This window comes from Eoetvoesiella sp. (assembly GCF_035555955.1).
Classification (GTDB): Bacteria; Pseudomonadota; Gammaproteobacteria; order Burkholderiales; family Burkholderiaceae_B; genus Eoetvoesia.
In genome coordinates, this window is sequence record NZ_DATMGA010000064.1 from 1 (window position 1) to 26,232 (window position 26,232).

Consider the following 26,232-nt stretch of genomic DNA (forward strand, 5'->3'; position numbering starts at 1 on the left):
CGCCGAACCCGATACGCTCATCCTGTCCGACAGCCTCAACTACAACGACGCCAAAAAAGAAAGCACGTTCACCGGCAATGTCGTCATGACGCGCGGCCCCATGACGCTGCGCGCCGACAAGCTGGTCATGCACGAAGACGCCCAGGGATCCCAATTTGGAACCGCCACCGTCAACCCAGGCAACCTGGTATTCGTGCGCCAGGAAACGCCCGAGAAATTCGAAGTCGTCGAAGCCCGCGGCCTGCGCGCCGAATACAATGGCAAGACCAAAGAGATCGAAATGATCGGCAATGCGGTCGTCACCAAGTTCGTATGCGGCAAGCCTTTCGACAAGATCAGCGGCGACCGCGTCAAGTACAACCAGGAAACCAATATCTACGAGGCGTTCAGCAAGCCGGGCGCTGCCCCGACTCAAGGCGGGCGCGTGCGCTCGATCGCCACGCCAAGCGCCAAGGCCGAGGCTGCGGCGGCCGACTGCCGGAAAAAATCCGCCAAGCACTAGCCCCACGACCAGCCCCACGCGACACAACGTCCCCTTATTTTCCAGAAGACGCCATCCATGTTTCCTTCCGCCTCGTCACGCACCAGCCAGCAGCGTGCGCCAAGCGCTTCGCACGGCAGCCTGCGCGCCACCGGGCTGCGCAAAACCTACGGCAAACGCACCGTCGTGCAGGACGTCTCGCTCTCGGTGGACAGCGGCGAAGTCGTCGGCCTGCTGGGTCCCAACGGGGCCGGCAAGACCACCAGCTTCTACATGATCGTGGGCATCGTGCCCACCGATGCGGGCCGCATCGAAATCGACAGCACGCCCATCACCAGCATGCCCATGCACAAGCGCGCGCGCCTGGGGCTTTCGTACCTGCCTCAGGACGCCTCGGTATTCCGCCGCCTGACGGTCGAAGAAAACATCCGCGCCGTACTCGAGCTGCAACTGGACGATGACGGCAAATCGCTGTCGTCCCACAAAATCGGCGAAAACCTGGAAACCCTGCTGGACGAACTGCAAATCGGCCACCTGCGCCGCAACTCGGCCATCTCGCTTTCGGGCGGCGAGCGCCGGCGCGTGGAAATCGCCCGCGCCCTGGCCACGCACCCGCGCTTCATCCTGCTGGACGAACCCTTCGCCGGCGTCGACCCCATTGCCGTCATCGAAATCCAGCGCATCGTCCACTTCCTGAAAAACCGCAATATCGGCGTGCTGATCACCGACCACAACGTCCGGGAAACACTGGGCATCTGCGACCGGGCCTACATCATCAGCGAAGGCACCGTCCTGACCAACGGCCACCCCAGCGAAATCATCGACAACGAAGCGGTGCGCAAGGTCTACCTGGGCAAGAACTTCCGCATGTAACGGCATCCGCCCCCCACCCGCGCCGTTTCAGCCACCCTATGCAAAACCCCAATCCCCGGGCACTTGATTTAGTTTGCATAAGCGATACACTGGGATCATGACAACTTTCTTAAAAGGAGAGCCATTTATTTCATGAACCGCGCATTTTGCGCACGCTTGCTTATTTTTTATAGGAGAGCAGCATATGAACCTGAGCATTAGTGGTCGTCATCTGGAAGTTACCCCGGCAATACACGCGTATGTCAAAAACAAAATGGCGCGAACCGCGCGGCATTTCGATAACGTCATAGACACACAGGTCATACTCTCGATCGAGCGCCTCAAGCACACCGCCGAAGTCACCATGCATCTGCGCGGCAAAGACATCCACTGCGAAGCCACCGACGAAAACCTGTACGCTGCCATCGACCTTCTGGCCGACAAAATCGATCGCCAGGTCATCAAGTACAAAAGCAAGGTTCAAAATCACGCCCACGAGCCCGTCAAAAGGCAGGAAATCGCTGCCGAATAATCCCACGGGAATTTTCTAGCAATACCCAAGCTGCCTGTTGCGCCTAGCCGGCTGCACCCAAGGCTGCCCATCACCCTTTGCGGCCTCAATCGCCAACACGATTGAGGCCTCGGTGTTATATGAGGCGCCAATAACGGCAGCCAAGGCATATATAATGCACTCCATGAACTTAATGTCGCGTATTTTGCCGCCGCAAAACATCGTGCTCGATCTGGCTGCCACCAGCAAAAAACGGGCGTTCGAACAGGCCGGCCTGCTCTTCGAGAACCATCACGGCATCGCCCGCACGGCTGTCTTCCAAAGCCTGATCGCCCGCGAGCGCCTGGGTTCGACTGCGCTGGGACACCACGTTGCCGTGCCCCATGGCCGCATCAAGGGTCTCAAGGAACCGTGCGCCGCATTCATCCGCCTGGCCGACCCGGTGCGCTTCGACCCCAGCGACGGCCGCCTGGCCAGCCTGCTTTTCTTCCTGCTGGTTCCCGAAACCGCCACGCAAATGCACCTCGACCTGCTGGCCGAAATCGCCAGGCTCGTCTCCAGCCCCGCGGTGCGCCAGGCCCTTACCACCGAAACCGACGTCGCGGCCATCCACAGCCTGCTGACCAGCGATGCCCCCGAATAAACCGAGCCAGCCATGCTAACCGTCCAAGAACTCGTCAGCGACAACGCCGACAAGATCACTTTCACCTGGATTGCCGGCATGGACGCAGGCGGCAAGGCCATTCCCAACCAGGGCATGTACGGCGCCGACCTGGTCGGCCACCTAAACCTCATCCACCCGGCGCGCATCCAGGTCTTCGGCCCCGAGGAAATGCAGTACTACATCCGCTTCGAGCCCAAGCGCCGCGTGCACCACCTCGAAGACCTGGTCACGGGCGGCGTGCCGGCCATATTGCTGGCGGGCAGCCTGTCCGCCCCCGACGACCTGCGCGAATTCTGCGAAACCCAGCACGTCCCGCTGCTGTCCACTTCCATAGACGCCGCCCAGCTCATCGACCTGCTGCGCATCTACCTGGGCAAGCGGCTGGCGCCGGTTACCACCGCACACGGCGTCTTCATGGACGTCCTGGGCCTGGGCGTGCTGATCACCGGCGAATCGGGCCTGGGCAAAAGCGAACTAGCGCTCGAGCTGATTTCGCGCGGACACGGGCTGGTGGCCGACGACGCGGTCGAACTGACGCGCACGGCGCCCAACATCATCGAAGGCTATTGCCCGCCCCTGCTGCAGAACCTGCTCGAGGTCCGGGGGCTGGGCCTGCTGGACATCCGCACCATATTCGGCGAAACCTCGGTGCGCCGCAAAATGCGCCTCAAGCTGGTCGTCCACCTCATACGCTCCAGCGCCGAGGCCTTCGAGCGGCTGCCGGTCCAGGACCTTACCCAGGACATCCTGGGCATTCCCGTGCGGCGCGTCATGTTGCAGGTTGCGGCCGGCCGCAACCTGGCCGTCCTGGTCGAGGCGGCCGTGCGCAACACCATCCTGACCCTGCGCGGCATCGACACCATGGGCGAGTTCATCGAACGCCAGGCTCTGGCCATCATGCAAAACACCAAGCAGGAATAAACGCCGCGCGGCCAGCCCGCGGCCTGCGTCCGATACAATGCCAGAAACCCGTCAAGAATCACGGAGGGCGTTTTACATGCGGGACTCGACATTGCCATGCTGAAAGTCGTTCTGATCACCGGCATTTCCGGCTCGGGAAAATCCGTCGCGCTGCGCCTGCTCGAAGACTCGGGCTACACCTGCGTGGATAACCTGCCGGTGCGCTTCCTGCGCGAATTCATCGCCAGCACCCGCGAAGACAGCCTGGAGCGCGTAGCGGTGGCCATCGACGTGCGCTCGCCCGGCGAACTGGACGGCCTGCCCGCGGTCATCACCGAACTGCGCGCCATGGGCACCGAGTTCCGCGTCGTTTTCCTGGACGCCAACGACAACACCCTGATGCAGCGCTATTCCGAATCGCGCCGCCGCCACCCGCTCACCGACCGGCTGCAGCAAGGCGGGAAATCGCCCTCGCTGCGCGACTGCATCGACACCGAGCGCGAAATGCTGGCGCCGCTGCGCGAGCAGGAGCATGTCATCGACACCTCCGACCTCACTCCGGGCCAGTTGCGCGCCTGGATGCGCGACCTCATCCAGGCCGACCGCGCCTCCCTGGTCCTGACCTTCGAGTCGTTCGCCTACAAGCGCGGCGTGCCCGGCGATGCCGACCTGGTCTTCGACGTGCGCTGCCTGCCCAACCCGCATTACGATCGCGACCTCAGGCCGCTGACCGGCCGCGACGAGCCCGTGGCCCAATGGCTTGGCCAGTTCGGCAGCGTGGAAACCATGATCGAGGACATCGCCGGCTTCATCCGCCGCTGGCTGCCCCTGTACATGCAGGACACCCGCAACTACCTGACCGTGGCCATCGGCTGCACGGGCGGACAACACCGTTCGGTATACGTCACCGAGCAACTGGCCCGGCGCTTTGCCGATCACTCGCCCTTGCTGGTGCGGCACCGCAACCAGCCTCCCACCGATATCCCATGAAGCCGCCGCGCCTGCTCATCGCCGCCCTCGCGCTGTGCTGTGTCGCCGTACTGGCGGGCTGCTCGACATCGGGATCGGCGCGCCGCGGCGGCGGCTATTACCAGAACGACGGCCCCGGCGATCACCCGCCCGCCGACATCGACGCCATCCCCGACGCCGTTCCCCGCATCGAAACCCCTTTCGCCGCGACATCCAGGCCTTACGTGGTGTTCGGCAAGCGCTATGTGCCCATCAGCGGCGACACTCCCTTCCGCCAGGAGGGCACGGCATCTTGGTACGGCCGTCAGTTCCATGGCGGCAAGACCTCCAACGGCGAAACCTACGACATGTACGCCATGACGGCGGCACATCCCACCCTGCCCATTCCCAGCTACGCTCGTGTAACCCGCGTCAGCACGGGCAAGTCGGTAATCGTGCGCATCAACGACCGCGGACCCTTCCATAGCTCGCGCATCATCGACCTTTCCTACGTCGCCGCCGCCAAGCTGGGCATCATCGGCCCCGGCAGCGGCCAAGTCATCGTCCAGGCCATCACCAACACCGACATAGCCCGTGGCCTGGGCACGCGCACGGCCAAGGCCCCCGCGCCCGCCGGCCAGCAAATAGCTTCGTCCTCTTCCTCGGCGCAAACCGTTGCGGTTTCATCCAGCCAGCCCGCCACGGCCCGGCCCATTGCCGCCGAACGGCGTATTTCCGCCCCCGCTCCATCGACTCCCGATGCGCTCAGCGCCATTTTCGGGTCCCCTGCCGCCATGGCGGACAGCGGTTCCGCGGCTGCCTCCGAAACTCCGGTTTCCGCTCCGGCCTCGGGCGTCTATCTGCAGTTCGGCGCCTTCAGCACCCCTGAAAACGCGCGGTCGCTGGCGCAAAAACTGAATCAAAAGATCGCGCTTCCCGACACCCCGCCCATTCATGTGCAGGCCGCCAATAATCTGTACAGGGTGCAAATGGGGCCCTACCCCAGCCGCGCCGAAGCCATCGACGCGGCCGCCCGCATCCAGCAGCAAACCGGCGCCCAGCCCAGCCTGGTGGCGGCGCGCTAGGAGCGCTGCAGCGCCAGGGCGTAAAGCGTGTCGCGCGGCAGGCCCGTGACCTTGGCCGCCACCCGCGCCGCATCGCGCACGCTCACGGTTTCCAGCAAGGCATCCAGCAAAGCCGCAGTGGATGCGTCCAGAGCCTGCCCCTCCTGTTCGGGCGCCTCGTGCACGATCAGCACGAACTCCCCCTGGCTTCGATGGCTGTCGGCGGCCAGCCAGGGCAAGACCTGCTCCAGCGGCAAGGTCACGATCTGCTCGAAGCGCTTGGTCAGCTCGCGCGCAATGGTCAGCACCCGCGCAGGGCCGCAAACGTCCAGCAAGTCGCGGATCGAGGCCTCGAGCCGATGGGGCGACTCGTACATGACCACCGGCGCGGGCAACGCGCACCACTGGCGCAGCCATTTCTGGCGCGCGCCGGCCTTGGGAGGCGCGAATCCCGCAAAGACGTAGGCGGGGTTTTCGTCGGAGGTGGCGCCACTGGCCATCAAGGCCGTGATGACGGCGCTGGCCCCTGGAATCGCCACCACCCCGTAGCCGGCCTCGCGCACGGTGCGCACGATGCGCGCGCCCGGGTCGCTGACTCCGGGAGCCCCGGCGTCGGAAATGAGCCCGACCCGCTCGCCGGCGGCCAGCCGCGCCACCAGCGACTGAGCGGCCTGGGCCTCGTTGTGGCGATGGGCCGCCACCAAAGGCGTGGAAATGCCCCAGGCATCCAGCAACGGCCGGCTGGCTCGCGTGTCTTCCGCGGCAATAACGTCACACTGCGCCAGCGTTTGCCAGGCGCGCAGGCTAAGATCGCCGATATTGCCGATGGGCGTCGCCACGACATACAGGGTGGCCGGCGGCCACGACTGCCCCGCCACGCGCTCGGCGACACGGCTCCAGGTTGCGCTGGCATCGATGGAATCAGACGAATCACTCATTGCAGTAACTTTCAAAATAGAGGCCAGGCAATATGCCCACGCCGGACGAAGACGCCACCGCCTACGCCTGCGCCCTGACCGCCCAGAAAAAGGCGGTTCGCCGGCATAAGCGCCGCCAAAAGGCGATGAACCAGAACCGCTCCCCCGCCGAGCCGCGGCTTTCGCCAACCCAAAAGGCCGGCTTGCAAACCGAAGAACAGGCCAAAGCTTATCTGGAAGCGGCCGGGCTGCGGGTCGTCGCGCAAAACCTGCGTCGCAGTACGGGTGAGATAGATCTGGTCTGCACGGACGGCGACACCCTGGTTTTCGTCGAAGTGCGGCAGCGGCGTTCGAGCCGCTACGGAGGCGCAGCAGCCAGTGTAAACCGTCGCAAACAGCAGCGCTTGATCAATACCGCCGCATTGCTGCTCCCGGCGCTTGCGCCGCATTGCACGCCCGCCTGCCGCTTCGACGTCATTGCCAAGGACGGCGACGAACTGGTGTGGATCCAGAACGCCTTTTGCGCGTCCTGAGCGCACTGCGGCGGCACGGCGCCGCGCGACCCGCGCCAAGGGCGCCGGCCAGCCTGGACTTATATCTTCTGGTCACAATTTTTCCCGGCAGGCATGAGATAATACCCCGCATGGATATGACCTCACGCATGTCATCGCATTTCGACGATGCCATCGACACTTTCAAGACCAGTTCGCTTGCGCTGTCCGCGCCGCTGTCCGCTGCGGTCGACCTGCTGTTCGGCGCCCTGGCCAACAACAATAAAATCCTGTCCTGCGGCAACGGCGGTTCGGCCGCCGACGCCCAGCACTTCATCGCCGAACTGGTAGGCCGCTTCGAGCGCGACCGCCTGCCCCTGGCCGGCATCGCGCTCAATACCGACACCTCCATACTTACCGCCGTGGGCAACGACTACGGCTTCGACAACGTGTTCGAACGCCAGGTCACCGCGCTGGGCCAGCCCGGCGATGTGCTGGTGGCCATCTCCACCAGCGGCAATTCAAGCAATGTGCTGCGCGCCATCGAAGCCGCCCACGACCGCGAAATGCTCGTCATCGCCCTCACGGGCAAAGGCGGCGGAAAAATCAACGAGCTTCTCTTCGAAACCGATATCCACCTCTGCGTCCCGCACGATCGCACCATGCGCATCCAGGAAGTGCATATATTGTTGCTGCATGCGCTGTGCGACGGCATAGACGCCCTGCTTCTGGGAGACACACTGTAATGACCACAACCCAACACCTCTCACGCGCCCTGCTGCTGGCCCTGGGCCTGGCGGGCTCGGCGGTCTTGTCCGGCTGCGGCGCCCTGGTCGTCGGAGGCGCCGCGGCCGGGACGGCCGTTGTCGCCACCGACCGCCGTACCGCGGGCGAACAAGTCGAGGACAAGGCCATCGAAATGAAGATCGGCAGCGAAATGCGCCGCATCTTCGCCGACAAGCCCGACCAGGTGCGCGTGTCCGCCGAATCCTATGCGGGCCAGGTGCTGCTTGTCGGCGACGTCCCCACCCAGCAGGACAAGGACAAGGCCGGAACGGCCGCCCAAGGCGTTGAAAAGGTCAAGAAGGTCTTCAACGAACTGCGCGTGGGCAGCGTCACGCCGCTGAGCGTGCGCAGCAACGACACCTGGCTCACCACCAAGGTCACAAGCGCCCTCATCGAAACCAAGGACGTGCCCAGCCGCACCATCGTGGTCACCACCGAGCGCGGCATCGTCTATCTGCAGGGCAAAGTCACCGACACCGAAGGCCAGCTTGCCGCCAAGGCCGCGGCCGGCGTCAACGGCGTCAACAAAGTAGTAAAATTGTTCCAGATCGTGCCGCGCGAAAGCCTTGTAACGCCGCCGGCGCCTGTTGAAAGCAAAGACTCGCCGTCCGCCCAGGCTCCGGTTGAAAGCAGTTCCGGCGCCACCGTCGAAAGCGGATCCGGCGCAGTAGAAACCATGCCCATCAAATGAAAAAAACCCTTATCGCCCTGGTTGCCGTCGTCGCCGTTGCCGGCGCCGCTGTCTGGCAATTCGCGGGTTCCTCCAAAACCGCGCCCGACGTCACCTTCGTGTCGCTGGATGGCCAAAAGATTTCCACGCAAGACCTGCGCGGCAAGGTCGTGCTGGTCAAGTTCTGGGCCACCAGCTGCGTCACCTGCATCCAGCAAATGCCCGATACGGTGCAAACCTACAAACAGCTATCGCCCAAAGGGTACGAGGTCATTGCCGTGGCCATGCAGTACGACCCGCCCAACTACGTCAAGAACTACAGCGACACCCGCCAGTTGCCGTTTCCCGTAGCCATCGATGCGCAGGGCAAGCTGGCCAAGGCGTTCGGCGACGTGCAGCTCACCCCCACCGCCTTCCTCATCGACAAGCAGGGCCACATCATCAAGCGCTATCTGGGCAACTACGACAAGGTGGCGTTCATGAATACCGTTGAAAAAGCATTGGCCGCCGGCTAACGCCGCCGCTACAGCCTGTGCGGCGTGTCCTGCGCCCCGCAGGCAAAGACAGTAAAATGACACGGCCCGGGGGTTGGGAACACCCCCCGGTTTTTTTACGCCACTTTCACACTATCGCGCCATGACCACTTTGCCGCCCGATTCCCCCTCCCATCCGCCCAAGGTCAAAGCCGACGTGCTCTCCGAGGCGCTGCCGTACATCCGCCGCTTCCACGGCAAGACCGTGGTCGTCAAGTACGGCGGCAACGCCATGATCGAAGAAGACCTGCAGCGCAGCTTTGCGCGCGACGTCGTCCTGCTCAAGCTGGTCGGGCTGAATCCGGTCGTGGTGCATGGCGGGGGGCCGCAAATCAACGACGCGCTCAAGCGCATCGGCAAGCAAGGCACCTTTCTGCAGGGCATGCGCGTTACCGACGCCGAGACCATGGAAGTGGTCGAGTGGGTGCTTGGCGGCCAGGTGCAACAGGACATCGTCATGATGATCAACGAGGCCGGCGGCAAGGCGGTGGGGCTCACCGGCAAGGACGGCTGCCTCATACAGGCCCAGAAAAAGCTGCTGGCCGACCAGGACAACCCCGGCCAATGGCTAGACATCGGCTACGTGGGCGACATCACTCGCATCGAGCCGGCCGTGGTCAAGGCTTTGCAGGACGACCAGTTCATCCCGGTCATCTCCTCCATCGGCTATGGCGAGGACGGGCGCGCCTACAACATCAATGCCGACCTGGTCGCGGGGAAAATGGCCGAGGTGCTGGGCGCCGAGAAGCTCATCATGATGACCAACACGCCAGGCGTGCTGGACAAAAGCGGCAACCTGCTGCGCAGCCTTTCGGCCCAGACCATCGACGAACTCTTCGCCGACGGCACGATATCGGGCGGCATGCTGCCCAAGATATCGTCGGCCCTGGACGCCGCGCGCAACGGCGTAACCTCGGTGCACGTGGTCGACGGACGGGTGCCGCACTGCCTGCTGCTGGAAATCCTTACCGACCAGGGCGTCGGCACCATGATCAGCTCCCACTAATGCTTCCTGGCAAGCCCGTACGCGCGCTTCTCAAGCCCGCAGCCCCGCACCCCGCGCGGCACAACCTATGGCAGCCGGGAAACGACCCTGTCTGGCTGTTCGACCTCGACAACACCCTGCACGACTCGTCCAGGGCCATTTTCAAGGTCATCGACCAAAGCATGACGGCGGCCGTCGTGGCCAGCCTGCAGGTCGATGAAGAAACCGCCAATATGCTGCGCGCCAAATACTGGAAGCGCTACGGTGCCACCGTCATCGGGCTGGTCAAACACCACGGCATCGACGCGCGCGAATTCCTGCATCTCAGCCACTCTTTCGACATCCCCTCGCTGGTACATGCCGAAACCGCCCTGCCCTACAAGCTGAACCGCCTGCAGGGCCGCAAGATCCTGCTCACCAACGCTCCGCTGCGCTATGCGCGCATCGTGCTCAGAACACTGGGCATACTGCAGCAGTTTGAAAGCCTCTGGGCCATCGACCACATGCTGCTGCAGGGCCGCATCCGTCCCAAGCCCTCGCTGGCCCTCATGCGGCAGGTGCTCGCCAGGGTCGGCAAGCCCGCCTCGCAAGTCGTCCTGGTCGAGGACACTCTGCGCAACCTGAAAAGCGCCAAGCAGCTGGGCATGCGCACGGTATACGTGTACCACCCGGGCACGCCGTTCTCCAGCCAGCGCAGCGGACGCGACAGCTATGTGGACTTGCGCATCAATTCGCTGGGCGACCTGCTGACAGGCCGCCGGCCGCTGCGCCTCTAGGCGCGGGGCGGCAATTTTCCGATCGCGCCCATGCTTCCCCCGACCGACAGCAAGAAGGCTCTGATACTGGCCACGTTGACCCGCATGCTGGAGCAGCCGCATGCCGGCCGCATCACCACGGCGGCGCTGGCCCAGCAACTGGGCCAATCGGAAGCGGCGCTATACCGGCATTTTTCCAGTAAGGCAGCGCTGTTCGAAAGCCTTATCGGCAGCGCCAGGGCGCAGTTGCTGGAAGACCTGAACCATATTGCCGCCACCGAATCCGACGGACGCCGCGGTCTGCGCAAGCAACTGCACGCCCTGCTGCTGTTCACCGAAAGACACCCCGGCCTGACCCGGGTGCTTACCGGGGAAGCCCTGGTCACTGAACATCCCCGGCTGCAAACCCAGGTCAATGAACTGATCGATGATCTCGAAGGCGTGCTGTGCCACGCCGCCCAGGCCGCCATCGATGCAGGCTCGCTGCAACCCGGGGAAACATCCGGCGCCGCCACCTATGCCAATACCCTGATGCTTTGGGTGCAAGGCCGCTGGCTGCGCTACACGCAGACCGACTGGCAGGCGCTGCCCACCCAAAGCCACGAACAGCAACTCGCCCTGTTTGGCCTGTAAGCCTGGCCTGTAAGCCATAAGCGCCCCCCATGCGGCCGAACGTCTATTTCTTCAGGGCCTCGTTGTAAAAGCTGGCATCGTAGTACTTGGAGGGGTCGGTAAGTTCGCGCTTGGGCTGCCCCCATTTGCTGCGCAGCTTCAAGACTTCTTTCATGCCCTGCATATCGATGGCCGCCTTACGCTGCATGCCGGTCTTCGGGTTCAGCAATATGCCGTAAATCTTTTGCGCCGCCTGTGAAGTCGTGCCGGGCATGTGCTTCTTGAAAATACCAAGAGCCTCTTCGCGGTTGGCCGGATCGTAGAGCCACTCCACCGCCTGCACATACGCGCGGATGAAACCCTCGAGTTTGTCCTTGTGCTGGCGCGCCCACGATTGCCGCGCCCCAGCCACGAGCCCCTGATAGGCACCGAACATCTCGGAAGCCACCCCCAGAACGTGGTAGCCTTTCGCCACCGCCTGCACTTCGAAGGGAGATATCAGCATGGTGCCCGCCTGCTTTTTTTCCATCAGCTCTTTGAAACGCTGCAAAACCCCGCCGGCCTTGACCACCGTGTAATCGGGCTCGCGCAAGCCCGCGCGATCGAGCATTTCGAACAGGACCGCCGCGTATCCGGTATTGCGGGCATCGACCGATACCGTCTTGCCGCGCAGCTCGGCAATGGATTTCACCTCGGGGATCGTCACCAGCTTCAGGAACCCGCGGTCGGCGCCCATGACCGCCACCAAGTCGGGGCCGATTTTCGGGGTTTCGCCTTGCCCCTCGCGATACGCCACCAAGTTATCGAACGCCGTCATGGCAATGTCGAACTTGCCATCGATGAGGCCAGTCAGTTGGAACGCCGAATTAGGCGTAGGTGTCACATTGATGGACACTTTGTTGGCGGTAAAAAACCCCTTATCCTGCGCAACCCATATTGGCCAATTGAAGCCCCCTGGGAAAACAATGACTTCGATGGGCTTAGGCATGGATGCCGCCATCGCGCTACTCGCCAGCATCGTGGCAACTATCAGAAAAAGCCGAAGAATCAGTTTCACGCGCAGTCTCCCGATGATAATTATCAAACTCTGTGCCGCTGCCCATGAACACGGAACCGCGTCAATGGTACAAGGCAGCCGGTACTCAGGTGAACTTGTAGAGTATGACAAAGCGCAAGCTGGATAACCAGCCAGGCGGACTGATAGCTATGTATAAACAGAATTTATAGCCGCAGACAAGCCCTCTCGGCCCGTGGCCGGCTCAACGGAAAAGCACGTTTCAGCGGTGGCCGCAGACCAGGCAGCCCGGGTCGCGGCGGAAACGCACTTCGTTCCATTGCATGGTCAAGGCGTCCAGGCATAGCAGGCGTCCGACCAGAGGGTCGCCCATTTGCGCAAGTATCTTGATGGCTTCGGCCGCCTGCATGCTGCCGATGATGCCGACCAAGGGCCCAAGAACGCCAGTCGTGGCGCAGCGCAGCTCTTCGACGTCGTCGGCCTCGGGAAACAGGCAGTGGTAGCAGGGCGCATCGTCCCGCCGCAGGTCGAACACGCTAATCTGCCCGGCGAAACGAATGGCCGCGCCCGACACCAGCGGCTTGCGATGCTTGACGCAGGCGCGATTGACGGCGTGTCGCGTGGCGAAGTTGTCGCAGCAGTCCAGCACGATGTCGGAGACGGCGACGGCATCGTCGAGCTCGGCCCCGAGCAGGCGCTGAACGCGCGCCTGCACCTGCACATCGGGATTCAGGTCCAGAAGCGCACGCCGGCCCGATTCGGCCTTGGACCAGCCCAGGCGGTCCGTGGTGTGCAGGATCTGGCGCTGCAGGTTGCTGAGTTCGACCTCGTCGTCGTCGGCCAGGGTGATGCGGCCGACGCCCGCCGATGCCAGGTAATAGGCCGCGGGCGAGCCCAGCCCGCCGGCGCCGACGATCAGGGCGCGGGCGGACAGCAGGCGCTCCTGGCCCTCGATGCCCAGCTCATCCAGCAAAATATGGCGCGCATACCGCAGCAGATGCTGGTCGTCCATTATTGCCCTCCAACGTAATCAGCAGGCTCTAGCGGCATGGTCGGCAAAAACAGCCCATGCCGCTAGTTCGACTTGATGATTCCGTTCGGAGTGACGCGGTAGTGCTCGACCTTTTGCGGGCCCGGCACTACCGGCTGGGAGCCGGAATCATTTTTTTTTTCGGCCTTGCCTGCCTGATTGCCGTTTTTATCGCCCGAAGCGGGCTTGTCGGTTTTGGCGACCAGGGAAGGATCGCTTTGCTTGACGGGCCGGCCCTCCAGGAAATTGACGGCCTGGCTGAGCTGGAAGTCGTCCTTGCCGCCGAACTCGAACATCTTGGCGTCTTTGGTGGGCGCGTCTTCGGAGTCTTCGGACGTAGCGTCGGGCGACGCGCCGTTGATGAGGTGATGCTCGAGATCGACCTCGCGCGGCAGGCGGAACAGATTGCCCTGGGCGGTATCGTCGACCGTGATATCGGGGGTCACCCCGGTTACCTGGATGGATTTCCCGCTGGGGGTGTAGTAGCGTGCAGTGGTCAGCTTGATGCCGGTATCTTCGCTAAGCGGCAGCACGCTTTGCACGGACCCCTTGCCGAAGGTGCGATTGCCGATGACTTTGGCGCGCTTGTGGTCTTGCAGCGCGCCGGCCACGATTTCGGAGGCCGACGCCGACCCGACGTTGACCAGCACGACCATGGGCACGGTTTTGGTCCAGGCCGCCAGGCTGCCCACGCCTTCGGAATCGCCGCCGAAAAGGCTGCGGTCGTAATCGGCCGCTTTGGCCTTGTATTCGCGGTTGGACGACGGAATGCGCCCCTTGGTCGAAACCACCAGGCTGCCGGGTTGGAGGAAGGCGGACGAAACGCCGATGGCGCTGTCCAGCAGACCGCCCGGATCATTGCGCAGATCGAGCACCAGGCCCTTGGGAGGTTTTTTCTCGCTGAGCGCGCGCAATTGCTTGACCAAGTCGGAGGTGGTGTGCTCCTGGAACTGGGCGATGCGTACATAGGCGATATCGTTGGGCAGCATCTTGCTGCGCACGCTGCGCACCTTGATGAGGTCGCGCACGATCTTGACGACCAGCGGCTTGTCGCGGCCCGCGCGCTTGATGGTAAGCACGATGGAGGTCTTGGGCTCGCCGCGCATCAGCTTGATGGCCTCGTTGAGCGTCATGCCCTTTGTGGGCTTGCCGTCGATGTGGGTGATGATGTCGCCCGACAAAATGCCGGCGCGCGCGGCGGGCGTATCTTCGATGGGCGCGATGACCTTGGGCATGCCGTCTTCGCTGCCGATTTCGATGCCCAGCCCACCGAAGCCGCCTTGGGTGATGGCCTCCATTTCCTTGAAGGCATCGGCGTCGAGATAGGCCGAGTGGGGGTCGAGATCGGAAAACAGGCCCTTGATGGCGTCGTTGATGAGCTGCTTGTCGGTGACCGGTTCGACGTAGCTGGCCTTGATGGCGGCGAATACATTGGCGAACTGCTGCAGCTCCTTGAGCGGCAAAGGCTCGCCGCGCTGCGCCACGGCTGAAATACCCAGGCTCAGGAACACACCGCCTACAGCGCCCATGACTACCAAACTTAAACTACGAATTCTGCGAGTGCTCATGCACGTTCCTGAAGTAATTATGTAATCGGCGCCATGCCGCAACGCCAGTCCAACAGACAAATAGTAACGAAATTAACGCGTTAACCAAAGCAGCGGGTTGACCGGCAAGCCATTATGCCGGATTTCCAGGTACAAACCGGGCTCAACCTGGCCGCCTGTGGCGCCCACGCGCGCAATGATGTCTCCAGCATGCAACACATCGCCCACCTTCTTGAGCAGGCTTTGGTTATATGCATAGACGCTCAGATACTTGTCGCCGTGGTCGACGATGATGATGTTGCCGAACCCGTTCAGCCAATTGGCATACACCACCCGGCCCGGCGCCATGACATGCACGGGAGTGCCCGCGTCCGCCCGTATCACGACGCCGCGCCATATGCCGCCGTCGGGGCGCTGGGCGCCGAATTTCCCCTGGATATCCCCGGGCACGGGCTGCCTGAGCCCTTTGTGCAGGCCCTGGAATCCGCCTTCGGGCGGCAGCGCGGCCGCGCTTTCGGATCGTTCGGCCGGCGCCGCCGGCTGCGGATGAGGCTGAGACTGCGCCGCCGCATTGTCGCGCTCGGCCTGCTCGGCGGCACGGGCGGCCGCCCTGGCCTGTTCCACCTGCAAGCGCGCCGCGCGCGCCTGTTCTTCGTCCTGCTCGCGCCGGGCCCGGGCCTGCGCGGCCTTCTCGGCTTCTTGCGCCGCCTTGCGCTGCTGCTCCAGCGCACGCCGTTTTTCCAGCGCGGCCTTGCGGGCTTCTTCCGCCTTGCGGGCCGCTTCGGCCTTGCGTTTTTCCTCGGCTTTGCGCGCCTCTTCGGCCAGGCGCGCGATTTCGGAGTCAAGCCCGGTAATCAAGTTGCCCAGGCGCTTGTCGTTGCGCTCCAGCGTACCGGCCTGGGCGCGCTGCTTGCGCAACTGGTCGTCAATGCGGGCCAGCACCTTCTGGCGCTCTTGTTTTTGCGCTTCCAGCCGGTCTTTCTGCTCGGCGGTCTCGCTTTCGATGTCGGTCAATTCCTTTTTACGGGCGGCGGCCCGGTTCTGCAAGGCGGCCAGATCGTCGATGGCGGCGCGCAATGCGCTGACGGCTTGCGCCTGGGCCCGCGAAATGTAGCTCAGATAGCCGAGATCGCGGCCGATGGCCTGGGGGTCGTCGCCCGACAGCAGGGCCGTCCAGGGCGACAGGCCGCTGGCATAGCGGGCCCGCAGTTGATCGGCCAGTTCGGCCTGGCGCTGGGCCATGACCTTTTTCTGGCTGGCGATTTGCCCGGAAAGCTTTTCCAGCTCGTCGCCGGCCTGCTTTTTTTGGCGCGCCAGCTCATCGAGGCGCCGGTCGATATTGGAGATGGCCGATTCGGACGCCTTGAGGTCGCTGGCCGCATCGCGCCGGGACGACTCCTGGCTGTCGATTTCCTTTTGCAAGGCTTCGATGCGCGAACGCAGCTCGGCCTGCTGTTTTTTTGCGTCGGCCTGGCGCGCAGCCAAGGCCGACGGTGTGTCCGCCCCGAATGCGGCACCCACCCACAGCGCCAGCAAGATACCGCCCAGCGCACGACGCATATCAGCCTTTGGCCTTGCCTTGAGCCGCAACCGCCGCGACCGCCGCTTCGATTTCGGCGGCATCGCCCAGGTAATAATGGCGGAGGGGGCGCAGTTCGTCATCCAGTTCGTAGACCAGGGGCTGGCCAGTGGGAATATTGAGCCCGACGATATCGTCATCGGAAATGCCGTCCAGGTGCTTGATGAGCGCGCGCAGGCTGTTGCCATGCGCAGCGACCAAAACACGGCGCCCCGAGCGCAGCGCGGGCGCGATGGATTCGTTCCAGAACGGCACGACGCGCGCCACGGTATCCTTGAGGCATTCAGTGGCCGGCAGCTTGTCGGCCGCGACCTTGGCATAGCGTTCGTCGAAGCGCGGATGGCGCGGATCGTCCAGCGCCAGGGGCTCGGGCGCGATGGCGTAGGCCCGGCGCCAGACCAGCACCTGCTCGTCGCCGTACTTTGCCGCGGTTTCAGCCTTGTTCAGGCCCTGCAATGCGCCATAATGGCGTTCGTTCAGGCGCCAGCTGAGCCCGATGGGCGTATACATGGCATCCATGGCGTCCAGGGCGATCCATGCCGTGCGTATGGCCCGCTTCAGGACCGAGGAAAACACCAGGTCGAACTGGAAGCCTTCGCGCTTCAGGAGTTCGCCGGCCTGCCTGGCCTGCATGCGCCCGGTTTCGGTAAGATCGACGTCGGTCCAGCCGGTGAAACGGTTTTCCAGGTTCCACTGGCTTTCGCCGTGGCGCATGAGTACGAGTTTATGCATGTTAAAAACCTACTTGAAAGTTGAATTATCGCCCCCATTTTATAATTGATACAGCCAACTCTTATTCCAAGAGCCAAATCAGGACACATCGTGGATTTTCTTCTTAGTCAGAACAACCTTTATATCGTAATAATAGCCCTGGTTTCGGGAGGCATGCTGCTGTGGCCCGCGCTGAACAAAGGCCACAGCGCCACCCAGGTGGACGTGCAGCAGGCTGTGCAACTGGCCAACCAGAAACACGGTATCTTCGTCGACGTGCGGACGGCCGAACACTTCAAGGCCGGCACCATTCCCCAGGCCCGCAACCTGCCCGTGGCCGACATCGACAGCAAGGCTTCCACCCTGCCCAAGGACAAGCCCATCATCGTTTTTTGCGATCAGGGCCGGGAATCGGCCCGCATCGCCGGCGCCTTGCGCAAACAGGGCTTTACCCAGGCGGTAAGCCTGCAGGGCGGCCTGCGCACCTGGGCCGACGCCGGCCTGCCGCTGGGCAAAAAAGCCTGACAGCCCCGGCTTCATTTTTCCGTTTCCGAGGAATCCATGACCAATGTAACCATGTACTGCACTGCAGTATGTCCGTATTGCATTCGCGCCGAAATGCTATTAAAACAGCGCGGCGTCACTGAAATCGAAAAAATCCGCATCGACGCCGACCCCGGCCAGCGTTCCGTCATGATGGAGCGCACGGGCCGGCGCACCGTGCCGCAAATCTACATCAACGATGTCCACGTAGGCGGGTATGACGACCTGGCGGCGCTCGACCGCGCCGACAAGCTCATCCCCCTGCTCAACAGCTAGGCCCCAACAACGGCAACCACGCTTACGCGTCCATTATCATTACAGGAAATCACATGGCCGACCAGGATCAAAACACCCAAGACAACCAGGACCCGAGCTTCGGCTTGCAGCGCACTTACGTCAAGGACATCTCGCTTGAAATGCCCAATGCGCCGCAAATTTTCCTGGAACAGGAAAGCCCCTCCGTCGACGTTTCCATCAACGTCGGCGGCCAGCGCCTGGCCGACAGCATCTACGAAAGCACGGTAACCGCCACGGTCACCACCCGCATCGGCGAACAGGTCATGTACCTGGTCGAAGCCACGCAAGCCGGCATCTTCGAAGCCTCCAACATCCCCGACGAACAGCTCGACCCGCTGCTGGGCATCGTCTGCCCGACCATGCTGTACCCATATCTGCGCGCCAATGTGGCCGACCTGATCACCCGCACTTCGCTGCCCGCGCTGCACCTGGCCGAAGTCAATTTCCAGAACCTGTACGAACAGCGCCTGGCCCAACTGGCCGAGGAACAAGAATCACAGGATTCCGGAATCATCCTGCCTCCCGGCGCGACCCGCCAGTAACAGCGTGGCATCCCTGCTTCCCGCCCGAACTCGCGTCGCCGTACTCGGCGCCGGAAGCTGGGGCACGGCGCTGGCCGCGCTGGCCAGCGCCAACGCCGACACCCTGCTGTGGGCGCGCGACACGGCTACGGCGCAAGCCATAAACACCGCGCACACCAACGAACGCTATCTGCCGGGCATCACCCTGCCCGCCGCCCTGCGCGGCACCAGCGATTTCCCGCAAGCTGTCGCGCACGCCTGTACACCCGATGACGGCAACGGCCTGATCATCCTGGGCGTGCCCGTTGCGGGGCTCGCCGATATCTGTACACAACTGAAACGCGAGCTGGGCCGCCTGAACACCGGCCACCCCGCCATCATCTGGATCTGCAAAGGCTTTCACCACGAAAGCGGGCAACTGCCGCACGAGATCGTGCGCGCCGCACTGAGCGGCCTGCCGCATTCGGGGCTGGGCGTGCTTTCGGGCCCTTCGTTCGCCCGCGAGGTCGCGCAGGGCCTGCCGGTGGCGCTGACCATAGCCAGCCGGCAAGCTCGTGTTGCCGATACCGTCATACAAGCTCTGCATGGCGGCACCGCGCGCATCTATACCAGCCAGGACGTCGTCGGCGTCGAGGTCGGCGGGGCGCTGAAGAACATCATGGCCATCGCCTGCGGAATTTCCGACGGGTTGGGGCTGGGCACCAATGCCCGGGCCGCCCTGATCACCCGCGGGCTGGCCGAAATGCAAAGGCTGGGGCGGGCCCTGGGCGGCAAGGCCAACACGTTTTCGGGCCTGACCGGCCTGGGCGACCTGGTGCTTACCGCCACCGGCGACCTGTCACGCAACCGCCAGGTGGGGCTGGCCATCGGCAAGGGGCAAGCCCTGGAGCACATCCTGGAAGGCGGCATGACCGCCGAGGGCGTGCGCTGCGCCCGCGCCGCGCTGGCGCTGGGCGGACGCCATCATGTCGACCTGCCGATTACCGAAGCCGTCTGCAATGTGCTGTTCAACGGCCTATCCCCGCGCCAGGCCGTATCGGGCCTGCTTTCCCGCGAAGCCAAGGCCGAATCCCCGCACCCCGGCGCTTGAGCGGCGTTATTCCCTACACTCCGCCCTCATAGCCGCATTGGCGCCAGGCCTCGAATACGGTGACGGCGACCGAATTGGAAAGATTGAGGCTGCGCTGCCTGGGCTGCATGGGCAGGCGTATCCGCTGCCCGTCCCCGAACAGTTCCATCTGCCGCTCCGACAAGCCGGCCGTTTCACGCCCGAACACGAACACGTCCCCGGGCTGGAAGGCCACTTCGCCGATCAGGCGCGAGCCCTTGGTGGTCATGGCGAACTGGCGCTGCGCGGGGCTGCCCGTACTGTCCAGGGCTTCCCGCAGGCTGTCGTGCACCTGCATGTCGGCCCACTCGTGATAGTCCAGCCCCGCCCGCTTCAGCTTCTTGTCGTCCAGCTCGAAGCCCAGCGGACGCACCAGATGCAGCGCGGCCCCCGTGTTGGCCGCCAGGCGAATGACATTGCCGGTGTTCGGCGGAATCTCGGGAGAAACAAGAACTATATGAAACATGGCTCGTCAGTGTTTTCAGTGAATGCCTAAAAAATCAAGGGGGTGCGCTGCCGGTATGGCGTGCGCGCCAGCACCAGGCCCCACACCACGCCGGCGCCGGCGGCCTTCAGTTGCACGGCAATGCCGTGCAGGGTGCTGCCCGTGGTCAGGACATCGTCGACCACCGCAACCGTTGCGCCTTCGATCGGGCGGGTGCAGGCATACAAGCCTGGCGCCTGGCGCAAGCGCTGGGCCCGCCGCATATGCGTTTGCCGTCCGCCTTCCTGATGGCGCACCAGCAAATGCGGATGGCAGCGCAGCGCCAGTTGCGGCGCCAGGTACCGGGCAAGCTCGGCCGCCGGGTTGAAGCCACGCTGCAAGACGGAGGCACGGCTGGCCGGCACCGGAACGAGGATTGTATTCCCTGGCAGCGCCGGCCTATGCCGCAGGACGGCGTCGGCCAGCACCACCGCCAGCATACGCGCGTGCGAGAAGCGACGCTCGGCCTTGAACTGGCGCACCAGCAGGTCGCCGGGCATGGCGTAATCGAAAGCCGCCACCACCCCATCGAAGGCGGGCGCCCGAAGCGCGCAGTCGGGGCAGCCCGCCGCCGTTTCGAGCGCCAGCCGGCACACTGGGCAACGCCGCGCCAGGCTTTGCATGGAATGCGTTACGTCGGCGCGGCAATCCGGGCAAAGCTGGCCGCCGCGCGCGGCGCCACGACACAAGGCACAGTCGGAGGGAATGCGGGCGGCCAGCGCAGCGGGCCAGTTGCGCCATGACGCCAGGCCCGCGGACAACACCCGCGAGCCCGCCAACTCGCGCCAGCGCCAAGTATGGGCCATAATAATAGGGATCCTCTTGAAGGCCGTGCCAGGCCGATTTTCATCCGAGCATCTAAGCACGATTCACCCGCCGTCGCCAGCAACGAGCCGCAAATATGTCACAGCCCCCCACCCTGGCCCTGAACCAGGCCCACGTCATACGACAATTCACCCGGCGCGCGCCCCTGGACGAAGCACAATTCCTTTACGGCGAGATCGCGCAGCGCATGCTGCAGCGCCTGAGCTACATACGCATTTCGCCCAGCGCCATCCTGGATGCGGGCTGCGGCGCCGGGCATGCGCTGGAACCCTTGCGCTCGCGCTATCCCAATATCGACTACACGGGGCTGGACGCCTGCCCCGCGCTCGTCGAAACCGCCATCGACCGCTACGCCGCCAAGCCCAGTTTGTGGCAAAAGCTGCGCAACAAGCCCACCCGCGCCCCGCATTTCGTGCAGGCCGACCTGGCCGAGTCGGGGCTGCCCCCCGAACAACTGGATCTGGTATGGTCGAACATGGCGCTGCATTGGCATGCCGAACCGCACCGGGTGCTTGGCGAATGGCGACGCCTGCTCAAGACCGGCGGCCTGGTCATGTTTTCGTGCCTGGGGCCCGGGTCGCTCAAAGAGGTGCGGCTGGCGCTGGAACAGGCCGGGCTGCAAACCGCAACGCCCGGCTTCGTCGACATGCACGACTTCGGCGACCTGCTCATCGAGCGAGGGTTCGCCGATCCGGTCATGGACCAGGAAATCATCACCCTTACCTACCGCAGCCCCGAAAAGCTGCTGAGCGATTTGCGGGTGCTGGGCGGCAACCCCGCCACGGATCGCAAGCGCAGCCTGGCCAGCCGCGCCTGGCGGCAGCGCTTGCTGGACGCGCTGGAAAAACAGCGGCACCTGGACGGCACCATACACCTGAGCCTTGAAATCGCCTACGGCCATGCCTGGCGTGCCGCGTCGGTGCGCAACACCCCGGGCGAAACCCGTATCTCGGTGGATTCCATCGTGCGCAACCGCCGGCCGGCTGAATAAACGCAGCGTGGTCAGCTGTGCTGCTTTTTGCGTGAAGCGTCGATGCCCAGCTGCTTGAGCTTGCGGTAAAGGTGGGTGCGTTCCAGCCCGGTTTTTTCCGACACGCGCGTCATGCTGTGGTTTTCGCGGCCCAGATGGTATTCGAAATAAATGCGCTCGAATTCGTCGCGCGCATCGCGCAAGGGTTGGTCGAGCGCAATGCCGCCAAGCAGGGAATTATTGGGTTCGGGCGCCGCGGGAGCTACCGCCGCCGCAGTTGGCGCCGCGACGGGAACGGTCGTGAGAGGCTGACCGTGTTCGGGATGGCGTTCGGGCATGCGCGCCGCCGCGGAAGGGACCACTGGGCGAGCCAGGCCCGCCGCGATCGTCTTGAGCAGCTTTTGCAAGGTAATGGGCTTTTCAAGGAAGTCGACCGCGCCGATGCGTGTGGCCTCGACCGCGGTATCGACCGTGGCGTGCCCGCTCATCATGATGACGGGCATGTCGAGCAGACCCTGCGAGCCCCATTCCTTGAGCAGGCTGACCCCGTCGGTGTCGGGCATCCATATGTCGAGCAGGACGAGGTCGGGCCTGGCGCGCAGCCGCGCGGCGCGCGCCTGCGCCGCGTTTTCCGCGAGCTCTACCGTGTGGCCTTCGTCGTAAAGAATTTCAGACAAAAGCTCGCGAATGCCTATCTCATCATCAACAACCAGGATTCTGGCCATAAAGCATCACCTATGTTTTTTCCGCATTATCGTTCCCTTGCGCCTGCGCGTCCAGCGAGGGAGAAGTACCGGCAAGACGTGTGAGGAGTATCGAGATACGCGCGCCCCCTTCTTTGCCATTTGCAATATCGATTCGGCCACCGTGCTCCTCGATAATTTTTTTCACGATTGCCAGGCCCAGGCCCGTGCCCGTCGCCTTGGTCGTGACGTACGGCTCGAACACGCGCGACATGACCTGGGACTCGAACCCCGGACCATTGTCCGAGACAGTCAGGCGCACCGCGCGCGACCCATCCTCGTCTTCGATGCCTGAGTTGGTAAGTTTAGTCTTTACATAAATTCTTGCATCGTCCAGCGCCTGGTTTTGCGTTGCCGCATCGCGCGCATTGGCCAGCAGATTATGAATGACCTGCCGCAACTGCGTGGGGTCGCCTTCGATTTGCGGCAGCCCGGCATCGAGACTTACTTCTATTTTGACACTATGTTTGTCATCGCGCACGGTGCCCTCGACAGGGTCCCAGCCATACAGCGTCAGGACATCGGCGATAAGCGTATTGATGTCGACAGTCTGCATTTGCGCCGGCGGCGTGCGCGCATACTCGCGGAAGTCGTCCACCATGTGCTTGAGCGAAGCCACCTGGTTCACGATGGTGTTGGTCGAACGCCTGAGCATGGCCGCATCCGCCTCGTTCAGCCTGTCGGCCAGCTTCATGGCCAGGCGCTCGGCCGAAAGCTGTATGGGCGTAAGCGGGTTCTTGATTTCATGGGCGAGGCGGCGCGCCACCTCGCCCCAGGCCACCGTGCGGCTGGCCGAGATGACTTCGCTGACGTCGTCGAACACCACCAGGTAGCCGTTGCCCCGGCCATCCACGCTGAGGTGGGTGCCGCGCGCCAGCAAGGTAACCGTATTTTTCTTGGTTTCGTTGTCGGTGGCCGCCTCGACCTCCAGCTCGAACTGCTGCTGCCAATAAGGCCGCTCGGACCCCACGGCGGCATGGGCCGCGAAGGCATGGCGTATGAGCTGGGCCAGCTTGAAGGCGCTGTCCACGGTTTCAAGCGGCCGCCCCTTCACCGAGCGCAAATCGGCGCGCAGGATGGACTGCGCGCCGTGGTTGAACATGCTTACCCGGAAGCCTTCGTCGAACACCAGGACGCCCGAGGACAGGTTGCTGAGCACGGATTCCAGATAGACATTGGAGCGCTCGAGCTGCAGGCGGTTGTTCTCGACCATGTGGCGGGCTTCGTCGAGCTGGCGCGTCATGGCATTGAACGAACGTGTAAGCTGGCCCACTTCATCGCGCTCGGGCGGCTCGGGCAAGGGCCGGTAGTCGCCCACCCCCACAGCCTGGGTTCCCGCCGCCAGGGTCAGCAAGGGGCGCACGAGGCGGCGCGACAACGCCAATGCCACGACGATGGCGGCGAACACCGCCAGGATCAGCGCCAGGGTAAGCGTTATGCCATACAGCTTGCGCAGCCCCTGGCGCGACAGGGCCAGTTCCTGGTAGTCGCGAAAACCCTGCTGCACCTGGTTGGCGTTGCGCGCGATCTGCTCGGGCACCGGCTCCACGACCTGCAGCCAGCGTGTATCGGGCGACACGCCCAGCGCCGACGAGGTGCGGTCAAGGATATTGATGGGCACGACCACACGCAGATGCAGCCCAGTCGCCGCCGGCGGTTCGCTGGCGCGCTTCTTGCCGCCGCCCACGTCGGCCTCGTCGGTTTCCGCCGCCGAGTAGGCCCGGGAGACACGCAGTTGATTCAGCACATGGGGCGGCGGCACATCGGGAATCAACTGGCTGTAGCTGGAGGTGGAAAAGGCGATCAGGCGGCCGTTGCCGCTGAACACCATGGCTTCGGCCACCCCGCTGGATTCGCGCAGGCGGGTGATGGCCACCGCCATGTCGGCGTCGCTGGTGTTGGCCAGCTTGCCGGAGATATCGCGCGCGCGCGCGTTCAGGTCGTTCAACTGGTTGTCCAGCGCCGCCCGCCCCAGATTGAGCCCGGCCTCCAGCGCGGTATCGACCCGCACGTTGAACCACGACTCGATGGAGCGCGACATGAACTGCACCGACAGCACATAGATGAGCGCCCCCGGCAGCACGCCGATAAGGGCGAACGACAGGGCGAAGCGCGCCGTCAGCCGCGCGCCGAACTGGCGCCGCCGCAACTGGCGCACCAGGCGGGCGGCCAGCACCACCACCCAGAAGATCAGCGTAATGGCGAAGACGCCGTTAAGCAGCAGCAGGACATCGTACTGCTGGGCGTAGCGCGAAGCGTTTCCGGTGGACCACACCAGCAGGGCAAGCAGCGCCAGGGCGCTGATGACCGCAGCACCCAGCGCGATGCGCAGCCCCCACCTCAGGATGGGTCGCGAGTGTCTTTTGAGATTGAAAATGAGAAATCTTTCCATGGAGTAGCCAGGGACCAGGCCTTGCTGTTGTAGGCATCGATCTGGAAGGGACGCGGCAGGCGTGACGTATCGAGCCGCACGCGAATGCGCCCGTCGTATTGTTCCCCGGCATCGAGGTCGGCCACGTCGGCGACCGCCCAGCCCCGGATATTGCGGATGGGCGCCAAGGCGTCGTCGAACGACGCTTCCGGCAGGGAGAGCTCGCCGGTTCCCACGCGCCATTGGCGCGTCAGGGCGTTATAGACCACGCGCCAGCTTTGGTGCTCGTCGACCAGGACCCGGTCGAACCACCACCAGCGCTTGGAGACGACCTCGACATCGACGGTGAAGTAAATGGGCACGCCCTTTTGCGCCGCGTTGCGCAGTTCCGAGCTGACCTCGAAGTCGACGTCGGCGTCGATATACAGCTTGCCGTCGCGCACGACGGGATCGACGCGGGTGACCTGTTCGGCGTCGACCTGCGCCATGACGCCTCCCGCCGAAAAGGCGAGAAAAACGCACAGCAAGAGGGAGAGCCATCTTCGCGCGGTCATGATGGCTCTATTTTCAACGACTTAGGCCTGTCGGGCAAACAAGGCATAGAAAAACCCATCGCTAGGAAAATCGTGTTCTCCGGATCCGGCCGGCAGCAGTTGGCCAGGAGCGGGCAGACGCACCGCATCGGCGTGGCTTTCCAAAAACCGCGAAGCCTGTTGCTCGCCTTCCTGCGGAAAAATGGAACACGTAGCATACAACAGGCGGCCGCCCGGCTTCACGGTCTTCCATAAAGCATTGACGATTTTGCGCTGCAAGGCGGCCGTTTTGGCAATGTCGCCCTCGCGCCGCAGCCAACGGATATCGGGGTGGCGGCGCACAATGCCCGAGGCCGTGCAGGGCACGTCGGCCAGCACGGCGTCGAAAGGCCGGCCGTCCCACCAGGCGTCCAGGTTCGAGGCGTCGGCGGCCTTGAGGACGACGCGCCCGCCACCCAGGCCCAGCCGCTCGAGGTTTTGTTCGACCCTGGCCAGGCGGCCGGCATCGCTGTCGATGGCCGTGAGGTCGATATCGGCCAGTTCGAGCAGGTGCGCGGCCTTGCCGCCCGGTGCGCAGCAAGCGTCCAGCACCCGCATGCCCGAGGCCGGGGCCAGCAATTCGGCGGCTTTCTGGGCCGAGGCGTCCTGCACCGACCACCAGCCCTGGGCGAAACCCGGTATGGCCTGGACGGGCTTGGATGCCGCCAGCGCGATGCCGGAGGCCCCGACGGCCCGGGCCTCGATGCCCGCCTCGTCCAGCGCCGCCAGCACCTGCTCGACCGTCGC

General features: G+C 63.9%; 31 protein-coding genes. 19 read left to right on the top strand and 12 right to left on the bottom strand.

Annotated features, from left to right (window positions below):
* The 7 genes from lptA to VNT00_RS14555 form a co-directional block, all read left to right on the top strand.
* Positions 1-502: lipopolysaccharide transport periplasmic protein LptA (gene lptA / locus VNT00_RS14525; protein WP_325588697.1), on the top strand; the 502-nt coding region annotated here is incomplete at its 5' end.
* 57 nt (positions 503-559) lie between these two features.
* Positions 560-1,354 (top strand): LPS export ABC transporter ATP-binding protein, encoded by a 795-nt coding sequence (gene lptB, locus VNT00_RS14530; protein ID WP_325588699.1) that lies wholly within the window; start codon positions 560-562, stop codon positions 1,352-1,354.
* 184 nt (positions 1,355-1,538) lie between these two features.
* Positions 1,539-1,865, top strand: coding sequence for a ribosome hibernation-promoting factor, HPF/YfiA family (hpf, locus tag VNT00_RS14535; RefSeq protein ID WP_325588701.1), 327 nt, complete (start codon positions 1,539-1,541; stop codon positions 1,863-1,865).
* A 163-nt stretch (positions 1,866-2,028) separates the two neighbouring features.
* Positions 2,029-2,487, top strand: coding sequence for a PTS sugar transporter subunit IIA (locus VNT00_RS14540; RefSeq protein ID WP_325588703.1), 459 nt, complete (start codon positions 2,029-2,031; stop codon positions 2,485-2,487).
* A 12-nt stretch (positions 2,488-2,499) separates the two neighbouring features.
* Complete coding sequence (hprK, locus tag VNT00_RS14545) at positions 2,500-3,429, top strand: HPr(Ser) kinase/phosphatase (protein WP_325588705.1); 930 nt, start codon at positions 2,500-2,502, stop codon at positions 3,427-3,429.
* A 96-nt stretch (positions 3,430-3,525) separates the two neighbouring features.
* Positions 3,526-4,398, top strand: a complete 873-nt coding sequence (rapZ, locus tag VNT00_RS14550) for an RNase adapter RapZ (RefSeq protein WP_325588707.1) — start codon at positions 3,526-3,528, stop codon at positions 4,396-4,398.
* The gene (locus tag VNT00_RS14555) at positions 4,395-5,441 is read left to right on the top strand and encodes a septal ring lytic transglycosylase RlpA family protein (RefSeq protein WP_325588709.1); all 1,047 of its coding nucleotides are present in this window, start codon (positions 4,395-4,397) and stop codon (positions 5,439-5,441) included. The genes rapZ and VNT00_RS14555 overlap by 4 nt, the downstream gene beginning before the upstream one ends.
* Here VNT00_RS14555 and rsmI read toward each other — a convergent pair.
* Positions 5,438-6,358, bottom strand: coding sequence for a 16S rRNA (cytidine(1402)-2'-O)-methyltransferase (rsmI, locus tag VNT00_RS14560; protein ID WP_325588711.1), 921 nt, complete (start codon positions 6,356-6,358; stop codon positions 5,438-5,440). The genes VNT00_RS14555 and rsmI overlap by 4 nt on opposite strands.
* Positions 6,359-6,390: 32 nt before the next feature.
* On the opposite strand from rsmI, the gene VNT00_RS14565 reads away from it, so the two are divergent.
* The 7 genes from VNT00_RS14565 to slmA all read left to right on the top strand — a co-directional run bounded on the left by VNT00_RS14565 (position 6,391) and on the right by slmA (position 11,190).
* Positions 6,391-6,870 carry a YraN family protein gene (locus VNT00_RS14565; RefSeq protein ID WP_325588713.1) on the top strand — a complete coding sequence of 160 codons (480 nt, stop codon included), beginning with the start codon at positions 6,391-6,393 and terminating at the stop codon, positions 6,868-6,870.
* Positions 6,871-6,980: 110 nt separating this feature from the next.
* The gene (locus VNT00_RS14570; protein WP_325588715.1) at positions 6,981-7,574 is read left to right on the top strand and encodes a phosphoheptose isomerase; all 594 of its coding nucleotides are present in this window, start codon (positions 6,981-6,983) and stop codon (positions 7,572-7,574) included.
* A complete protein-coding gene (locus VNT00_RS14575) occupies positions 7,574-8,305 on the top strand; it encodes a BON domain-containing protein (RefSeq protein WP_325588717.1) in 732 nt (243 codons plus the stop codon). The genes VNT00_RS14570 and VNT00_RS14575 overlap by 1 nt, the downstream gene beginning before the upstream one ends.
* The gene (locus tag VNT00_RS14580; RefSeq protein WP_325588719.1) at positions 8,302-8,799 is read left to right on the top strand and encodes a peroxiredoxin family protein; all 498 of its coding nucleotides are present in this window, start codon (positions 8,302-8,304) and stop codon (positions 8,797-8,799) included. The genes VNT00_RS14575 and VNT00_RS14580 overlap by 4 nt, the downstream gene beginning before the upstream one ends.
* Positions 8,800-8,920: 121 nt before the next feature.
* A complete protein-coding gene (gene argB / locus VNT00_RS14585; protein WP_325588721.1) occupies positions 8,921-9,823 on the top strand; it encodes an acetylglutamate kinase in 903 nt (300 codons plus the stop codon).
* The gene (locus VNT00_RS14590; protein WP_325588723.1) at positions 9,823-10,578 is read left to right on the top strand and encodes a pyrimidine 5'-nucleotidase; all 756 of its coding nucleotides are present in this window, start codon (positions 9,823-9,825) and stop codon (positions 10,576-10,578) included. Before argB ends, VNT00_RS14590 begins: the two co-directional genes overlap by 1 nt.
* A gap of 30 nt (positions 10,579-10,608) precedes the next feature.
* Positions 10,609-11,190 carry a nucleoid occlusion factor SlmA gene (gene slmA, locus VNT00_RS14595; RefSeq protein WP_325588725.1) on the top strand — a complete coding sequence of 194 codons (582 nt, stop codon included), beginning with the start codon at positions 10,609-10,611 and terminating at the stop codon, positions 11,188-11,190.
* A 43-nt stretch (positions 11,191-11,233) separates the two neighbouring features.
* Here slmA and VNT00_RS14600 read toward each other — a convergent pair whose 3' ends face one another.
* From VNT00_RS14600 to gpmA, 5 genes are all read right to left on the bottom strand, one after another.
* On the bottom strand, positions 11,234-12,157 hold the full coding sequence (locus tag VNT00_RS14600; RefSeq protein WP_325588727.1) for an ABC transporter substrate-binding protein: 924 nt from the start codon (positions 12,155-12,157) through the stop codon (positions 11,234-11,236).
* Positions 12,158-12,446: 289 nt separating this feature from the next.
* Complete coding sequence (locus VNT00_RS14605) at positions 12,447-13,196, bottom strand: HesA/MoeB/ThiF family protein (protein ID WP_325588729.1); 750 nt, start codon at positions 13,194-13,196, stop codon at positions 12,447-12,449.
* A 62-nt stretch (positions 13,197-13,258) separates the two neighbouring features.
* Positions 13,259-14,782, bottom strand: coding sequence for a S41 family peptidase (locus tag VNT00_RS14610; protein ID WP_325588731.1), 1,524 nt, complete (start codon positions 14,780-14,782; stop codon positions 13,259-13,261).
* Positions 14,783-14,854: 72 nt separating this feature from the next.
* Positions 14,855-16,321, bottom strand: a complete 1,467-nt coding sequence (locus VNT00_RS14615; protein ID WP_325588733.1) for a murein hydrolase activator EnvC family protein — start codon at positions 16,319-16,321, stop codon at positions 14,855-14,857.
* Between the two features lies 1 nt (position 16,322).
* Positions 16,323-17,072, bottom strand: a complete 750-nt coding sequence (gpmA, locus tag VNT00_RS14620; RefSeq protein ID WP_325588735.1) for a 2,3-diphosphoglycerate-dependent phosphoglycerate mutase — start codon at positions 17,070-17,072, stop codon at positions 16,323-16,325.
* A 90-nt stretch (positions 17,073-17,162) separates the two neighbouring features.
* Here gpmA and VNT00_RS14625 point away from each other — a divergent pair, with 90 nt between their 5' ends.
* From VNT00_RS14625 to VNT00_RS14640, 4 genes are read left to right on the top strand one after another with little or no spacing between them, the layout of a single operon-like run.
* The gene (locus tag VNT00_RS14625; RefSeq protein WP_325588737.1) at positions 17,163-17,576 is read left to right on the top strand and encodes a rhodanese-like domain-containing protein; all 414 of its coding nucleotides are present in this window, start codon (positions 17,163-17,165) and stop codon (positions 17,574-17,576) included.
* Between the two features lie 36 nt (positions 17,577-17,612).
* A complete protein-coding gene (grxC, locus tag VNT00_RS14630) occupies positions 17,613-17,870 on the top strand; it encodes a glutaredoxin 3 (RefSeq protein ID WP_325588739.1) in 258 nt (85 codons plus the stop codon).
* Positions 17,871-17,923: 53 nt separating this feature from the next.
* Complete coding sequence (secB, locus tag VNT00_RS14635) at positions 17,924-18,433, top strand: protein-export chaperone SecB (RefSeq protein ID WP_325588741.1); 510 nt, start codon at positions 17,924-17,926, stop codon at positions 18,431-18,433.
* A gap of 4 nt (positions 18,434-18,437) precedes the next feature.
* Entirely contained in the window at positions 18,438-19,502 is a 1,065-nt protein-coding gene (locus VNT00_RS14640; RefSeq protein WP_325588743.1) for an NAD(P)H-dependent glycerol-3-phosphate dehydrogenase, read from the top strand.
* A gap of 13 nt (positions 19,503-19,515) precedes the next feature.
* Here VNT00_RS14640 and VNT00_RS14645 read toward each other — a convergent pair whose 3' ends face one another.
* Together VNT00_RS14645 and VNT00_RS14650 are read right to left on the bottom strand one after the other, a co-directional pair.
* Positions 19,516-19,986 carry a tRNA (cytidine(34)-2'-O)-methyltransferase gene (locus VNT00_RS14645; protein ID WP_325588745.1) on the bottom strand — a complete coding sequence of 157 codons (471 nt, stop codon included), beginning with the start codon at positions 19,984-19,986 and terminating at the stop codon, positions 19,516-19,518.
* Between the two features lie 26 nt (positions 19,987-20,012).
* A complete protein-coding gene (locus VNT00_RS14650; protein ID WP_325588747.1) occupies positions 20,013-20,810 on the bottom strand; it encodes a ComFC family protein in 798 nt (265 codons plus the stop codon).
* A 95-nt stretch (positions 20,811-20,905) separates the two neighbouring features.
* Between VNT00_RS14650 and VNT00_RS14655 the strand changes: the two genes are divergently transcribed.
* Positions 20,906-21,820, top strand: coding sequence for a methyltransferase domain-containing protein (locus VNT00_RS14655; protein WP_325588749.1), 915 nt, complete (start codon positions 20,906-20,908; stop codon positions 21,818-21,820).
* Positions 21,821-21,831: 11 nt separating this feature from the next.
* On the opposite strand, the gene VNT00_RS14660 is transcribed toward VNT00_RS14655, so the two are convergent.
* From VNT00_RS14660 to VNT00_RS14675, 4 genes are all read right to left on the bottom strand, one after another.
* Positions 21,832-22,524: a response regulator gene (locus tag VNT00_RS14660; protein ID WP_325588751.1), complete on the bottom strand. Its 693-nt coding sequence runs from the start codon at positions 22,522-22,524 to the stop codon at positions 21,832-21,834.
* Between the two features lie 10 nt (positions 22,525-22,534).
* A complete protein-coding gene (locus VNT00_RS14665; protein ID WP_325588757.1) occupies positions 22,535-24,886 on the bottom strand; it encodes a sensor histidine kinase in 2,352 nt (783 codons plus the stop codon).
* Positions 24,883-25,467 (bottom strand): DUF4390 domain-containing protein, encoded by a 585-nt coding sequence (locus tag VNT00_RS14670; RefSeq protein WP_325588753.1) that lies wholly within the window; start codon positions 25,465-25,467, stop codon positions 24,883-24,885. Before VNT00_RS14670 ends, VNT00_RS14665 begins: the two co-directional genes overlap by 4 nt.
* 21 nt (positions 25,468-25,488) lie before the next feature.
* Positions 25,489-26,232: methyltransferase domain-containing protein (locus tag VNT00_RS14675; protein ID WP_325588755.1), on the bottom strand; the 744-nt coding region annotated here is incomplete at its 5' end.